At 42.7% G+C, this 14,507-nt stretch carries 12 protein-coding genes; 2 read left to right on the top strand and 10 right to left on the bottom strand.

Annotation, left to right across the window (positions count from 1 at the left end):
• Positions 1–97: 97 nt before the first annotated feature.
• The 3 genes from ACIPK1_RS09365 to recX all read right to left on the bottom strand — a co-directional run bounded on the left by ACIPK1_RS09365 (position 98) and on the right by recX (position 2,663).
• Positions 98–631 carry a DUF402 domain-containing protein gene (locus tag ACIPK1_RS09365; RefSeq protein WP_005225863.1) on the bottom strand — a complete coding sequence of 178 codons (534 nt, stop codon included), beginning with the start codon at positions 629–631 and terminating at the stop codon, positions 98–100.
• A gap of 93 nt (positions 632–724) precedes the next feature.
• A complete protein-coding gene (gene mutY, locus ACIPK1_RS09370; protein WP_400450607.1) occupies positions 725–1,876 on the bottom strand; it encodes an A/G-specific adenine glycosylase in 1,152 nt (383 codons plus the stop codon).
• Positions 1,869–2,663, bottom strand: coding sequence for a recombination regulator RecX (gene recX / locus ACIPK1_RS09375; protein WP_400450608.1), 795 nt, complete (start codon positions 2,661–2,663; stop codon positions 1,869–1,871). Before recX ends, mutY begins: the two co-directional genes overlap by 8 nt.
• Before the next feature lie 114 nt (positions 2,664–2,777).
• On the opposite strand from recX, the gene rlmD reads away from it, so the two are divergent.
• Positions 2,778–4,154, top strand: coding sequence for a 23S rRNA (uracil(1939)-C(5))-methyltransferase RlmD (gene rlmD, locus ACIPK1_RS09380; protein ID WP_144330599.1), 1,377 nt, complete (start codon positions 2,778–2,780; stop codon positions 4,152–4,154).
• Between the two features lie 329 nt (positions 4,155–4,483).
• On the opposite strand, the gene glyS is transcribed toward rlmD, so the two are convergent.
• The 5 genes from glyS to ACIPK1_RS09405 all read right to left on the bottom strand — a co-directional run bounded on the left by glyS (position 4,484) and on the right by ACIPK1_RS09405 (position 11,793).
• Positions 4,484–6,556, bottom strand: a complete 2,073-nt coding sequence (gene glyS / locus ACIPK1_RS09385) for a glycine--tRNA ligase subunit beta (RefSeq protein ID WP_086373040.1) — start codon at positions 6,554–6,556, stop codon at positions 4,484–4,486.
• A gap of 1 nt (position 6,557) precedes the next feature.
• A complete protein-coding gene (glyQ, locus tag ACIPK1_RS09390; protein ID WP_086373041.1) occupies positions 6,558–7,469 on the bottom strand; it encodes a glycine--tRNA ligase subunit alpha in 912 nt (303 codons plus the stop codon).
• Between the two features lie 15 nt (positions 7,470–7,484).
• Positions 7,485–7,724, bottom strand: coding sequence for a hypothetical protein (locus ACIPK1_RS09395; RefSeq protein WP_008378255.1), 240 nt, complete (start codon positions 7,722–7,724; stop codon positions 7,485–7,487).
• Between the two features lie 299 nt (positions 7,725–8,023).
• The gene (locus ACIPK1_RS09400) at positions 8,024–9,781 is read right to left on the bottom strand and encodes a beta-galactosidase family protein (RefSeq protein WP_142437111.1); all 1,758 of its coding nucleotides are present in this window, start codon (positions 9,779–9,781) and stop codon (positions 8,024–8,026) included.
• Positions 9,781–11,793, bottom strand: a complete 2,013-nt coding sequence (locus ACIPK1_RS09405) for a beta-galactosidase (RefSeq protein WP_086316205.1) — start codon at positions 11,791–11,793, stop codon at positions 9,781–9,783. Before ACIPK1_RS09405 ends, ACIPK1_RS09400 begins: the two co-directional genes overlap by 1 nt.
• A 121-nt stretch (positions 11,794–11,914) precedes the next feature.
• Here ACIPK1_RS09405 and ACIPK1_RS09410 point away from each other — a divergent pair, with 121 nt between their 5' ends.
• The gene (locus ACIPK1_RS09410; RefSeq protein ID WP_005235493.1) at positions 11,915–12,721 is read left to right on the top strand and encodes an AraC family transcriptional regulator; all 807 of its coding nucleotides are present in this window, start codon (positions 11,915–11,917) and stop codon (positions 12,719–12,721) included.
• Here ACIPK1_RS09410 and recO read toward each other — a convergent pair.
• Both recO and era read right to left on the bottom strand, forming a co-directional pair.
• On the bottom strand, positions 12,715–13,488 hold the full coding sequence (recO, locus tag ACIPK1_RS09415; RefSeq protein WP_005235491.1) for a DNA repair protein RecO: 774 nt from the start codon (positions 13,486–13,488) through the stop codon (positions 12,715–12,717). The genes ACIPK1_RS09410 and recO overlap by 7 nt on opposite strands.
• A gap of 93 nt (positions 13,489–13,581) precedes the next feature.
• Entirely contained in the window at positions 13,582–14,481 is a 900-nt protein-coding gene (era, locus tag ACIPK1_RS09420) for a GTPase Era (RefSeq protein WP_008378264.1), read from the bottom strand.
• Positions 14,482–14,507: the final 26 nt, after the last annotated feature.

Here is a 14,507-nt window from a genome sequence, read left to right on the forward strand (position 1 = left end):
AACCTGCTGATTGAAGCAATCCATTAGAAACACAAAAAAACTCCAACCAACTTGGTTGAAGTTTCTTAGGGAAAATGAGCGATTCGACCCATTTTACTTATTTTTGAGACAACTGCTTGTAGCGATCATACCAAATGTCCACATACCCTTGCGAAAAGGGTCCTTTGCCATTATTGATCCAATCTACTAAAATTTTGACATTTTCTTTCAAGATAAAATCAATGTCTTGCGGATATTGCATAATCTTACTGTGCAATTCATACTCATCCACATCTAGTAAACGTTTCTCGCCATCAGGAAATACTTTGATATCAAGGTCATAATCGATATATTTCAATGCCTCTTCATCAAGTAAATACGGTGAAGCAAGATTACAATAATAGGAAACCCCCTTTTCTCGAATCATTGCAATAACATTAAACCAGTATTTTTTATGAAAATATACAATTGCTGGTTCACGGGTAACCCAGCGTCTTCCATCTGATTCGGTCACTAATGTATGATCGTTGACCCCTATCACTGAGAATTCACTGGTCTTTAAGACCATCGTATCCCGCCACGTTCGATGCAAATTGCCGTCATGTTTGTAGCTTTGAATGCTGACAAACTCTCCTTCTTTTGGAACTCGCATAGCAACCCTTCCCTCAGCAAGAAAACTTGCGTTTTGTTTGGGTGTTCATTACACCGACATCGTTAATATTATAGCAATAAAAGAAAGCTTTGCCTAGAAATCTTTATCGAGTTTCTGATATTTCTTTAATTGCTCGACTAATTTCTGCTGAGGTTTTGGAAAAACATAGTTTTCAAAGGATTCTTTGGCAGCCCATTCGCTGTCTTGTAACGGGATTTCTCCCCGTTTTCTACCGTAAAATAAAAGGACATGCCATTTCAAATGGCTAAAAATATGAGTGATCTCGCCGAAATGTCGTTTTTGCCAAACGACAGGAAGACCAGGAAAAATCTCGAGTGCATCCTCTTCTGCAATCAAATCCAACTGCAACTGTTCCTCTTTTACCCATGTTCGCTGCAAAGCATCATATTGTTCTTTCGTTACTTCTACCAACGGAAAATGCCACATAGAGGCCAATAAGCCTGTTTCAGGTCGCTGCACGAGTAGAAACGAACCTTGATCTTCGATGGCGCCAGCGATGTAATAGACATCTTTCGGCTTTGCTTTTTTCGATTTCACTGGAAAGTCTGTTTGTCGATTCTCCGCATATGCAAGACAGTACTGACTGATGGGACACTCTTCACATTTCGGTGTGGTGGGTGTACAGATTCGTGAGCCAAGATCCATCAAGGCTTGATTAAACTCACCGGGTTCATCGGGGGAAATGATCGTTCTCATGGCCTCATCAAAGGGAGCTCGGCTGCTGGCTTTCGCAATATCTGCTTCGATACAAAACAAGCGGCTAACGACCCGCATCACATTTCCATCGATTGCCGGTTCTGGCAAGCCAAAAGCAATACTGCCAATGGCTCCAGCTGTGTAGGGACCAATTCCTTTTAATGAGCGAATCTCTTCAATTGATTGGGGCATTTCTCCGTCGAATTCTGCAACGATTTGCTGTGCAGCAGCCTTAAGATTGCGGGCACGAGAGTAATAACCTAAACCTTCCCAAACCTTTAAAAGCTTTTGTTCTTCGGCTGCCGCCAAGTCTTGGATCGTTGGGAATTGTTCCATAAAACGATAAAAATAGCCAATCACTGTTTCCACTCGTGTTTGTTGAAGCATGATCTCTGAGATCCAGATTGCATACGGATCGTTGGTCGCCCGCCAAGGCAGATTGCGTTTTTCTTTATGATACCAAGTTAAAAATGTTTCTTGGAACGTCTTGATTTTTTCTTCATCCCAAGTTTCCCATTGCTTACTCATCCATTACTTCCTCATCTAAGAATCGTTGTATATCATCGATGGCAAACCCTTTTTGATAAAGGCCTTGCTTGATCTTCATTTTTCGTTTCATCAAGGGCAATCGCTGATGCCGCCGCATAAGTCGGGCCCCTTCTCTTTGGAGCGCTTCATTTTCTTGGTCCTCATCTTTTTCCATTGGTAATTCATCCAAAATCATCTGAATGACTCCTTGATGAAAACCTTTTTGCATCAAATGCATTTTTATCTTTTGGATCATTTCTTTATGACTTTTGTTGTGAAAACGACGCATCGCTTTCTCAGCCGTATGATAACCGACTTCAAACTGCATTTCCTCGGTATACAAAGGCAATACTTCTTGAATCACAGGATCTTTCAAGCCTTTTTTTCTCAATTGCTGACTGATTACCAAGGGTCCTTTATCGCTCATGCGGACTTGGGTGCGAATGTAGCTCTCTCCGTAGTTTTTGTCATCGATCAGATTCAGCTCTTTCAGCCGTTCAACGACTAAGTCTCGGTCTTGTTTTTCGATTTCTTTGTCTTTCAAATAGGTACGGACTTCCATTTCAGAACGCAGCTGATAGCTGATATAGTTCATGGCTTGCTGCAAGCCTAAATCAAACCCCGCACTTTTTTTGATTTCTTTTAATTCTTCTTCACTCAGTTCCTTGCCTTTTAATAGCCGAAAACGGACCAAAAGATCTTCTGAGACCCGCAGTGTTTCACCTTCTGATGTCGCCACTTCATAAAATGGTCCTTTTCCTTTATTGATACGAATAATTGTATTCATCTTCTTCACCTCGCGAACGTACATTCTATTTTACCACAACTACGATGAAATTCCTTCTAATCAAGCTGAAAAAATGTGGTAAAATGAACTGACTATTTTATTTAAGGAGTTCACATGGCAAATATACAAGTCCAGCTTGGACAAAAACTACAACTAACGATCAAACGCTTGGGGATCAACGGAGAAGGCATCGGGTATTACAAAAAGCTGATCATCTTTGTTCCCCGTGTTCTGCCAGGGGAACAGGTCATTGCCGAAGTCACGAAAGCCTCTCCCCGCTTTGCTGAAGCCAAGATGACCAAAATCATCAAGCCAAGCAGCAATCGCATCCAACCACCGTGCAAGTTTTACGACCGGTGCGGCGGCTGCCAATTGCAGCACTTAGTCTACGACAAACAATTAGACTTCAAAAAAGACCTATTGAAACAAGCACTTGAAAAATTTAAGCCAAAAGGCTACCAACAGTTTGAACTAAGGGATACTTTAGGCATGGATGTTCCTTGGCATTACCGCAACAAAGCACAATTTCAATTGCGTTACAACAGTCAAACCAAACGAATCGAAGCGGGTTTATACGAAATGGAGTCTCATCGCTTAGTCGCCATTGATGATTGCCTCGTACAAGAACAAGATACGCAAAAAGTGATCAACGGCATCGTCCAATTGTTGAATAAATACCAGATCCCGATTTACGATGAACGCAAGAACAGCGGGATTCTACGGACATTGATGGTTCGTATCGGGATCGCGACTGGCGAAGTTCAAGTCGTGTTTATTACCAACTCTGTCAAACTGCCGCAAAAAAATGCGCTGATTCGCGAGATCAATCAGCGCTTGCCGCAAGTCGTTTCCATCATGCAAAATGTGCAAAACAAAAAAACGTCCGTCGTCATGGGAGAGGAAACGATTCATCTTTGGGGCAAAGAAGCAATCGAAGAACGGTTGAATGAACTGACCTTCGATTTGTCCGCCCGCGCATTCTTCCAGCTGAATCCGCAGCAAACCAGCGTCTTGTATCAAGAAGGGTTAAAAGCCCTTGACTTGAGCAAAAATGAAACAGTTGTTGATGCTTACTGTGGTGTGGGGACGATTGGGTTGAGTGTGGCACCTTATGCCAAAGAAGTCCGCGGCATGGACATTATTCCTCAAGCGATCGAAAATGCCCAAGAAAATGCCCACCGTATTGGTGCCCAAAATACCCATTATGAAACGGGAACTGCTGAGGAGCTCTTACCAAAATGGTTCAATGAAGGCTTCAAACCTGATAGCATCATTGTTGATCCGCCAAGGACAGGCTTGGATGAACGATTATTGCAAGCTTTGCTGAAACAACCACCGAAGAAGATGGTCTATATATCTTGTAATGTTTCTACTTTAGCAAGAGACTTAGTCCAATTAGCCAAAGTGTTTCACGTAGAATATCTGCAATCAGTAGATATGTTTCCACAAACCGCACGCTGCGAAGTGGTGGTAAAATTGACCCGCAAATAAACATTCGCCTGACAAATCATTTTGTGATCTGTCAGGCTATTTTATTGCACCTATCGTTTCAGCGTATTTTCAATGGAAAAATGAATCGGTCTGTATGATGAGAATCTTTGTATCATTATAAGCATCATCAAATCCCCAATCATTAAAGCCGAAGAATCGTTCGATCCCTTGAAAAGTAATGGGTCAAAATGTTTTTTATTATATAATATTTAACACTGCAAGAAAGCAATTCTAAGTACAAAAAAAATCGAGAAACATAGAAAAAAAGCCAGAACTGATTCTTTCAGTTCCAGCTTTTTTATTTAGAAATGTGCAACTGCAAGCTTCTTTTATTTTGTAATCAAAGCATCTAAACTAGCCACTGCCAGACTCATCTTCGCGATTTTATCCAACAAGGCAAAACGGTTGCGGCGAATCTGTTCATCTTCCACCATGACCATTGTTTGATCAAAATAAGATTCAATCAATGGGCGCAGTGCCACTAAGCTTTGGTAGTTTTCTTCCATCGTTTGATGTGGGAACTTGTTCTCTACTGTTAAGACCGCTTCATACAAGGCAGTTTCAGAGTCGTTTTCAAACAAGGCAGGATCAATTGCTGCTTGTTCCAATTCGGCTTTTTTCGCTAAATTGATTACTCGGGTCAAGGCTTCCATCGATGGTTTGAAGTCGGTGTCTTGCAAATGTTCTCTTAACATCTGAGCCGTTTCAAATAGCGTACTGATATCTGCTTGGCGTGCGCCTAAAACAGCTTCAATGACATCATGACGCGTATTTTTGCTGAGTAAGAATTGACGCAGACGGCCTTTCACAAAATCGGTCACTTGTTCTTGACCTGCGGCAAGTTGAATACCAAAAATTTCCGGTTGGGCATTAATAGCTTCACGAATCTCTTCTTGTAACTGAGCAAATGGGAAATACCAGCGTTTTTCAGCTAGGATGCGGATAATTCCGTACGTTTGCCGGCGGAGTGCGTAAGGATCGTTTGAACCACTCGGAACCATATCGACAGCGAAGAACGCAAGCAAGCTGTCCAATTTATCCGCAATGGCTAAAACAGCCCCGATTTTCGATTGCGGCAGTTCACCTTCTGCTGAGATCGGCATGTAGTGTTCACGAATCGCTTGGGCAACTGTTGGTTTTTCTCCTTGGATCAAGGCATACTTTTCCCCCATGATTCCTTGCAATTCAGGGAATTCTCCCACCATATTTGTCACTAAATCAAATTTATAGATTTGAGCTGCCCGTTGGAGATCAGTCAGTTCTTCTTGTGTTAAACCAACAGTATTCCCGATGATTTGTGCAGCTAATCCAACACGCTGCATTTTTTCATACAAACTGCCAATTTTTTCGTGGAAGGTGACTTGCTTAAGCTTTTCCACGCAATGGTCGATGGTCAATTTTTTGTCCTCATTATAGAAAAACTCAGCATCTTCTAGACGGGCGGTCAGTACTTTTTGGTTTCCTTTGATGACATTATCAATTTTCACGGCATCCCCGTTGCGGGCAGAGATGAAATGCGGCAGCAATTCTCCATCAAGGGTGCGGACATCGAAGTAGCGTTGATGTTCTTTCATAGAAGTAACTAACACTTCTTCAGGTACAGAAAGATATTTTTCTTCAAAGTCCCCTACAAAAGCTGTTGGGTATTCAACCAGATTTGTCACTTCTTCGAGTAGGTCTTCATCTAAATCGATCCGCCAGTTGTTTTCTTGAGCGATCGCATTGATTTGTGAGGTGATCATTTGTTGACGTTCGCTTGGATCAGCAATGACAAACTGATGCTTCATTTTCTCCAAATAGTCGTCCGCATGATCAAACGTGACTGCCTCACCTAAGAAACGATGACCTTTTGACTCGCGTCCGGTAACAATATCAAGGATTTGGAAAGGAATGACTTGCTCACCAAAGAGTGCGACGATCCAATGAATTGGCCGGATATATTCAAAATCGTAGTCTGCCCAGTGCATCGTTACTGGGAAAGTCAAACTCGTAATTACTTCCTGCAATCCTTTCAATACCTCAACGGTTGGTTGACCTTGGGTATGTTTCGTTACATAGACATACTCAACACCTTTTAATTCACGGAAGGTGATGTCATCGGTTGTCAATCCTTGCCCCCGAACAAATCCTTGAGCTGCTTTCGACCAATTGCCTGCTTCGTCTAAGGCGATTTTTTTCGCTGGCCCTTTGACCTCTTCTTGTGTATCGGCTTGTTTTTCAGGAAGACCGGTGACATAGACTGCCAAACGACGAGGTGTCGAATAAGCTTCAATCGCTGTATAAGGTAATGCATGAGCATCTAAGAAAGCTGCCGTTTTTTCTTGTAATTGTTTCATACTTGGGGTTACGACATGCGCAGGTAATTCCTCTAAGCCGATTTCTAATAATAGGTTTTGTGCCATCTTATTTTCCCTCCTCAATCAGTTTTTGCGCCACTTCTGGATCAAGCAATGGATAACCGAGGTTTTCCCGTTCTGCTACAAATAGTTTTGCTACTTGACGGGCCATATTACGGATACGTGCGAGGTACCCAGCACGTTCAGTGACGGAGACTGCGCCACGAGCATCCAACAGGTTGAAGGTATGGCTGCATTTTAAGATATAGTCGTAAGCTGGATGAACTAAGCGTTCATCGATACAGCGTTTTGCTTCTTTTTCAAAACGATCGAAGTTCCCTAAAAGCAAGTCTTGGTCACTGACTTCAAAGGAGTATTTTGAATGTTCATACTCAGGTTGGCGGAAAATCTCACCATATTTGACACCTGCAGACCATTCAAGATCGTAGACACTTTCAACTTCTTGAATATAAGATGCTAGACGTTCTAAGCCGTAAGTGATCTCTGATGTCACTGGCTTACACGCTAAGCCACCAACTTGTTGGAAGTAAGTAAACTGGGTGATCTCCATCCCATCTAACCAAACTTCCCAACCAAGACCTGCACAACCCATTGAGGGGTTTTCCCAGTTATCTTCGACGAAACGAATATCATGTTCTAATGGATTGATCCCTAAAAGACGCAAGCTTTCTAAATAAAGCTCTTGAATATTTTCAGGAGAGGGCTTCATCACGACTTGGAACTGGTGGTGCTGATACAAACGATTTGGGTTTTCCCCGTAGCGGCCATCAGCTGGACGGCGAGAAGGTTCTACGTAAGCGGCGTTCCATGGTTCTGGACCGATTGCACGTAAAAATGTGTATGGGCTCATGGTTCCAGCCCCTTTTTCTGTATCATAGGCCTGCATCAGCATACAGCCGTTTTCAGACCAGAATTTTTGCAAAGTCAAAATCATCTCTTGCACAGTTAGTTTACTCATCTTTTTCTTCCTTTCTTATAACGCATTGACGACAGGATAAAACTCGACAACTGATCCGGGGATCAATTTTACTTCGACCACGGCATCTGCTTCTAAAATATCAGATAAGTCGTAAAGCATTTGGTCTGGACTCGTTGTAAATTCATGTAAAAGCTGTTCATCCTTTAAAAGGCGAACCTGCAGTGGAATACTTGCTAATACTTTGAGCTTTTTTTCGGTAAACGCACTTGCTGGAATCGTCATATCAAATAACATAAAAAAACCTCCTTTGTTTTTGGCTATTCTTGGTGTGAAACATAAAAAAGTCCCTATATCTATACAAAGTGTATAGATATAGGGACGATACATTCGCGGTTCCACCCTACTTCCGACAAGTCGGCAGCTTCATTGATCATGCTCACGGACGCCTGCGAAATAAGGTTCCAACTTGGCTTTCACTCTCCCAAGTTCGCTTCATGGAATGGACTTCTTTCTTTCTTCCGATCATTGCACGGATTCGATTACCCTTATGATAGTAGCTGATGCTAGGGTTTGTCAATGATTAATTTGAACTTTTATCCTTCTGGACCTAAATCCGCCTGATCATGAAAGACGATCTCATCAGCGATTTTCCCATCACTTTCAAAAACAATGATCTCATTCATTCCAGTTTTTAAAAATGGCGCCGGGACGTACAAGCGCTGCTGCGGTCCTTTTTCCCAGAAACGGCCGATCATATGACCATTGACTTGGACAAACCCTTTGCCCCAGCCCGGCAATTCGATAAAGGTATCTGCACATTCATCAAAAACACATTCAAAGCGTGAGAAACTTGGTTGGCCTTTTTGCCATTTCCCTTGGAAATCAATGGCATGCAAATTATCCATCGGCAAGGGATAGATTTCCCAGTTGCTTTGGAATGCGCCATTGATGATCACACCGTCTTTAATGCCTTTGTGCTGATGGTTCATTTTAACGGAATAATTGACCCGCCCCATATTCTCCACCAAGATCCCCAACTCGTTTTCTGATTCTGATAGATCGAAACTGTAGGATTGACCGATTTCTCGATCGTAATCGATGCGCAAAAGTTCCTGGTTGATAAACGTATGGGCACGATCCATCGTATTGATCAGACGGTAGTCGGCAATCTTCCGTGCAGGCCCAATCAGTGAGCGATAGTAGATATAACCTGTCGCTTGATTGCAGGCTTCCATCGATAAAGGGTAATTCCTTATGATCGGTTGACTGATCGTGTCGATCGTCGAAAACAAGGAGACTCGTTCTTTCACTGAGAATGTTCCATAAGCTTTTCGCTCAAGTTTCATACTCAAGGGAAACTCAGGAATTTCCGCATAGTCAGCGATCACTTTTTTGAAGGCTTGGTATTTGGCAGTAGGTTCTCCCCATTCTGTCAACAAGGCATCATAATCATAGCTAGTGACATCCGGCGCTAAGCGCTCGTAATAGTTTGACCCGTTCATAAAGCCAAAATTGGTCCCGCCATGGAACATATAAATATTGACAGAACCTTCTGCCAAGCAATCCTGAAGTTCCTTTACTGCATCAGCCGTTGATGTTGTATGATGATGGTCATCACCCCAAGCATCAAACCAGCCGATCCAAAATTCCATGACCATCAGTGGCCGTTTTTCTCCGTGAACTCTTCGAAGTTTTTCAAAGTTTTCCTTGATGTTGGAGCCGCAGTTGATCGTAGGCAATGCCAAGTCTTTGATAGTGCCGTTTTCTAACATATCGTGCCAAGGTCCGTCAGAGGTCACTAACGGCGTTTCTACACCCTGTTGCCGCATCGCAGCCACCATTTTCCGCAAATACTCTTTATCATTGGCGTAGCTGCCGTATTCATTTTCTACTTGCATCATTAAAATCGGACCGCCTTGGGTGATCTGCAGATCCCGCACTTGTGGAAACAAATGGGCGAAATAACGAGTGATTTTTTCCATAAATGGTGGATAATCAAACCGAAGCTTCATCATGGGATCTTGCAAAAGCCAATAAGGCAGTCCCCCAAATTCCCATTCTGCACAAATATAAGGTGCTGGTCGCAAAATGACATAAAGCCCTACTTCTTGTGCCGTTTGGATAAATCGCCGCAAATCAAGGATCCCCTCAAATTGATAGACGCCTTCCTGTGCTTCATGGAGATTCCACGGAACATAGGTTTCCACAGTATTACAACCCATCAAGCGTAGTTTCTCTAATCGATCTTGCCAATATTCAGGAACGACCCGAAAATAATGGATCGCTCCAGAGATCACTTTGAACGGCTTTTTGTCTAGATAAAAGTCATCTTCGATAGCAAAAAGTCGCATCAGTTACGCTCCTCTTTGACGATATAGGTGGTGTATTGTGTCAGCATCATTTCTGAAGAAAGAACCTCACCCGTCAGAAGATCCGTCTTTCCAACAAACATTGCTGGCAACGGTTGTGCTTCTTCGTGGAAATTGATGATAACGAAGAATTTCGCCTCTGCATTTTCACGACAGGCAACTTCTAGTTTTGTTGCTTCCTCGATCACTGGGGTGATATCGTTTTCTTCGACAATCGTTTTGAAAAGCTGATCTTGCAGCTGATCTTCCAACTGTCCACCAAAGTAATAGACGGTGCCATCGCCAAACATATTTTTCGTCACTGCCGGCATTCCTGCATAGAAATTGCTTGTGTAATGCGCTAGCGCTTCGGCGGTTTCTAAATGGATCAAATCGCTGACTAAATTACTGGTTCCTGTCAGTTCTTCATTGACTAAGGAAACGCCGTTTGATTGTTCTGGGGCTAATGCATCGATTTCTTCCACCCAGATGCCAGCTAACTCCCGCAATGGCCCAGGATAGCCCCCTAAGTGAACGTTGTCAGATTGATCAACGATACCGCTCATATACGTGGTAAGTAAAGAACCACCTTGTTTGACGAAATCAGTGAGCCGCTCTTGCATTCCTTCTTTGATCATGTAGAGAACAGGTGCTGCGACTAATTTGTATTTTGATAAGTCAGCATCCACGGGAACCAAGTCGACGGCAATATTTTGTTCATGAAAATAACGATAGTAGCGATGGATCTGTTCTACATACTTCAGATCAACGGTCGGACCACTCGTATATTCTAATGCCCAATAATTGTCCCAATCGAAAATCACGGCAACCTGTGATTGAGTTTGCGTCCCAATAATGTCTGAAAGCTGCGCTAATTCAGCACCAAGAGCTGCCGTTTCTCGGAAAACTCGCGTGTCTTCATGACCGACATGTTCGATAACAGCTCCATGGAATTTCTCACAAGCACCGATGGAACGTCGCAATTGGAAATATTGGATCGTGTCCGCCCCATGAGCGATCGTTTGGTAGCTTTGCGCCCGCATTTGTCCCGGTTTTTTTAATGAGTTATAGGGTTGCCAGTTTTGTTGAGAGGGTGTTTGTTCCATCAGCATAAAGGGCTGTTGTTTCAAGCCGCGCATTAGATCATGTGTCATGGCTACTAAACTCCATGGCGTATTATACGCTGGATAATTATCCCACGAAATAAGGTCCATTTCCTTCGCCCACTTGAAATAATCCAGTCCTTTAAAGGTTCCCATCAAATTCGTTGTAATCGGTGTCGTGGGATCGATTTTCCGAATAGCGTCCCGCTCCATCATATAGTTTTTTAAAAGGCTATCCGAGTTGAAGCGTCGGTAGTCAATAGAAATTCCTGCAAATGCCGTCTTGTCATAGCCGATTCCTTCTGACAGCGCATTTGGCAGAACGATTTCATCCCATTCATATACAGTATGACCCCAAAATTCCATATTCCAGGCTTTATTCAGTGCTTCGATCGTTTGATATTTATCCTTTAGCCAAACACGAAACGCTTTTTCACAGTTGTCGCAATAACATTCGCCGCCGTATTCATTATTGATGTGCCAACAAGTCACTTGTGGATTTTCGCCGTAACGTTCGGCTAATTTCGTTGCCAGACGTTCTGCGTATTTTTGATAAACCAAACTATTGGGACAGGCATTATGCCGTTGCCCAAACTTATGATGGCGTCCATCATAATCGGTGCGAGCGACTTCCGGATACTTCTTAAACATCCAAGCTGGCAAAGCGGCTGTGGAAGTGGCTAAGACGATGTCGAAGCCCTCCGTACTTAATTTTTCGATGATTTGATCCAATTCCTCAAAATCATAACAATTTTCAGAGGGTTGGATCTTTGCCCATGAAAAAACATTGACGGTCGCGCTATTGATACTTGCTTTTTTAAAGATCCGAATGTCTTCTTCCCAAATCTCTTTCGGCCACTGATTTGGATTATAATCGCCGCCGAATAGAATTCGATCAAAAAATTTTGTCATATAAGTGAACGCTCCTTTAAAATAAAATGATTTCTACTCTCTTATTGTAAGGCTTTTCATTTTGTTGTAGTATAATACATGAAACACTATTTTATAACTTTTCGAAACATGGAGGTTGAACATGCCTATTTATTTTTATCAAACAAACCAGCAGTTGCCTTTGTCGCTTGAAAGTATCGGAAACGATTGGCCACAAGATGACGTTGTTCGTCTCGATGGCTACCCTTACTTTCATTGGCTGCAGACAGAACAAGGAGAAGGTCGCGTCACCTTTGGTCAAGAATCCTTTATTTTACGTCCCAGTGAAGGCATCTTGATTTTCCCTTTCACTCCTCATCGCTACTATCCCTTATCAGATTGGAAAACCTCCTTCGCTACCTTTCAAGGACCTTTGGCAGCTGAGATATTAAAACAATTTACAAGTCAACCTTATCTTTTAGTTGAAGAGTCTAAAACTTTTTCCTATATGACTTGGATCAAACAACGCATTAAAGAAGACCCAAAAATCAGCTGGGATCCGTTACGGGCTTCTAGTGAGTGTTATCGTTTTTTGCTGGCGATCATGCAAGAGCGCTCTGGGAATCCAACCGAAAAACACCCCTTGTTTCAACAATATCTGGTCCCTGTTATACAAGAAATCGAAACCAATTATGATCAGGCGATCACGATCAAAAACTTGGCTGGTTTAGTCTATGTTTCGCCTCAATATCTCTCTCGGTTGTTCCAGCGTTTTTTAGGACAATCCACCGCCCAATACTTATTAAACTATCGCATGACCCGTGCCAAAGAGCTTTTGGTGGCACAGCCGGATCTGCCCATTCAGCAAGCCGCTTTTGCTGTAGGGTTTCAGGATGCGAGTCACTTTACCGCATTATTCAAAAAAAGAGTCGGCTTAACTCCATTGAAGTTTCGCCAACTCTATCATTGATTTTTCGGTTTTAAGACGTCTTGCCATTGCCCCATCTGATCGATAAACTTCTTACTTTTTAAATGAATGCCCACATATTCATCATACAATAGATCGATCACTTGTCGAATCGCTGCTTTCGTTTCTGGCTTTAATTTGATCGAAGCAATCTGCTCGTAGGATATTTGCGAAAATAAGCGAATAAAATGGATCGCACGAGAATCCGCATGATAGCGACGTTCGTCCATCCCCCAGTGTTGTTCGCATAAAATACCGCTATACTTTGAGGAATAGTCAAACCGACCGTCGGTTTTTCCGCAGATGGCACAATGGGTCCAATTCGGAGTGATCCCGAAACGGTGCAAAATCTGGATCTCAAAGATATTGGTGATGATCTCTGCGTCGTTCCCTTGATCCATTAAGTGCAATGCCTCATGTAAAAATTGGTATAGATGTGGGTCATAGACCCGATCATCGATAGCAGAATCAGCCAAATTCAACAAGTAGGTCGCATAACCAGCAATAAAAATATCACTTTGGATCGTACGAAAAGGATGGATGTCTTTGGCATTGTTTAAAAAGGACAAGCCTTCCGTTTTGATGGTTCCCATGTAGGTGGCTTCAGTATAGGAGAGCAACGCTGGTGCCAAGGGGTTATTTTTCCGATGAGCACCCTTGACATAAAACATTTGCTTCCCGGCAGATTCCGTAAAGATTTTGACTAGCTTGTCTTTTTCTTTATGGTCCTTTGAAAAAAGCAAAATTCCTTTTGTTTCAACAAGATTCATCGTCGCACCTCATTTCTTGAAAAAAACTGATCCAGTTCGCTAACTGCATCAGTTTTTCCTCTTTAAAGCAGACCGTGATGGATCTGCCTTTCCTTAATACTCATCTTTACGATAGCCGTAATCCGTTAAGAAGGTTTGCTTGTCGCGCCAATCTTTTTGAACTTTCACCCATAATTCCAAGAAGACTTTGTCATCTAGTAAGTGTTCAATATCTAGACGGGCTTTCGTCCCGATCTGCTTCAGCATTTTACCGCCTTTACCGATGATAATGCCTTTTTGGCTGTCACGTTCGACAATGATCGTCGCTTGAATATGCACCTTATCATTATGATCTCGTTTCATGGAGTCAACGACGACCGCTACCGAGTGAGGCACTTCATCTCTGGTCAGCAGCAAGACTTTTTCCCGTACCAGCTCGGAAACGATAAAGTATTCCGGATGGTCAGTGATTTGATCTTCTGGGAAATACTGAGGACCTTCAGGCATTTCATCGACCAATAGTTTCATTAGCGTTTCGAAATTATTGCCTTCCGTTGCAGAAATCGGTACGATCTCGGCAAAGTCCATTTGTGAGGAGTAATCTTCAATGATTGCCAATAAAGCATCCGGATGGACTTTATCAATTTTATTGATCACTAGGAAAACCGGCGTCTGGCTTTGACGCAACCGTTCGATGATAAAATCATCACCCTTGCCGCGCTTTTGATCGGCACTGATCATAAATAGTGTCACGTCAACTTCACGAAGTGCGCTATAGGCGGTTTCCACCATAAAATCGCCTAGACGGTGTTTGGGTTTATGGATCCCTGGTGTATCGATAAAGATCAGCTGTGCGTCATCTGTCGTATAGACCCCTTGGATTTTATTACGAGTCGTTTGCGCCTTGTCACTCATGATAGCGATTTTTTGTCCTACAACTCGATTTAGTAGTGTGGATTTCCCAACATTTGGCCGTCCGACGATCGCAACGAAGCCTGATTTGTGTGTTGTCATTGTTGTTCCCCTTTATCTTGTGGTTT

Origin of the sequence: Enterococcus sp. NPDC086594 (genome assembly GCF_044746145.1) — a bacterium.
Lineage (GTDB): Bacteria > Bacillota > Bacilli > Lactobacillales > Enterococcaceae > Enterococcus_D > Enterococcus_D entomosocium.

Excerpts from the sequence above, each read along its gene's own strand:
- ACIPK1_RS09410 (WP_005235493.1), top strand. The coding sequence starts at position 11,915 with ATGCCTATTTATTTTTATCAAACAAACCAGCAGTTGCCTTTGTCGCTT.
- rlmD (WP_144330599.1), top strand. The coding sequence starts at position 2,778 with ATGGCAAATATACAAGTCCAGCTTGGACAAAAACTACAACTAACGATC.
- recO (WP_005235491.1), bottom strand. The coding sequence starts at position 13,488 with ATGAATCTTGTTGAAACAAAAGGAATTTTGCTTTTTTCAAAGGACCAT.
- era (WP_008378264.1), bottom strand. The coding sequence starts at position 14,481 with ATGACAACACACAAATCAGGCTTCGTTGCGATCGTCGGACGGCCAAAT.
- glyQ (WP_086373041.1), bottom strand. The coding sequence starts at position 7,469 with ATGAGTAAACTAACTGTGCAAGAGATGATTTTGACTTTGCAAAAATTC.
- ACIPK1_RS09365 (WP_005225863.1), bottom strand. The coding sequence starts at position 631 with ATGCGAGTTCCAAAAGAAGGAGAGTTTGTCAGCATTCAAAGCTACAAA.
- recX (WP_400450608.1), bottom strand. The coding sequence starts at position 2,663 with ATGAATACAATTATTCGTATCAATAAAGGAAAAGGACCATTTTATGAA.
- mutY (WP_400450607.1), bottom strand. The coding sequence starts at position 1,876 with ATGAGTAAGCAATGGGAAACTTGGGATGAAGAAAAAATCAAGACGTTC.
- ACIPK1_RS09400 (WP_142437111.1), bottom strand. The coding sequence starts at position 9,781 with ATGCGACTTTTTGCTATCGAAGATGACTTTTATCTAGACAAAAAGCCG.
- ACIPK1_RS09395 (WP_008378255.1), bottom strand. The coding sequence starts at position 7,724 with ATGTTATTTGATATGACGATTCCAGCAAGTGCGTTTACCGAAAAAAAG.
- glyS (WP_086373040.1), bottom strand. The coding sequence starts at position 6,556 with ATGGCACAAAACCTATTATTAGAAATCGGCTTAGAGGAATTACCTGCG.
- ACIPK1_RS09405 (WP_086316205.1), bottom strand. The coding sequence starts at position 11,793 with ATGACAAAATTTTTTGATCGAATTCTATTCGGCGGCGATTATAATCCA.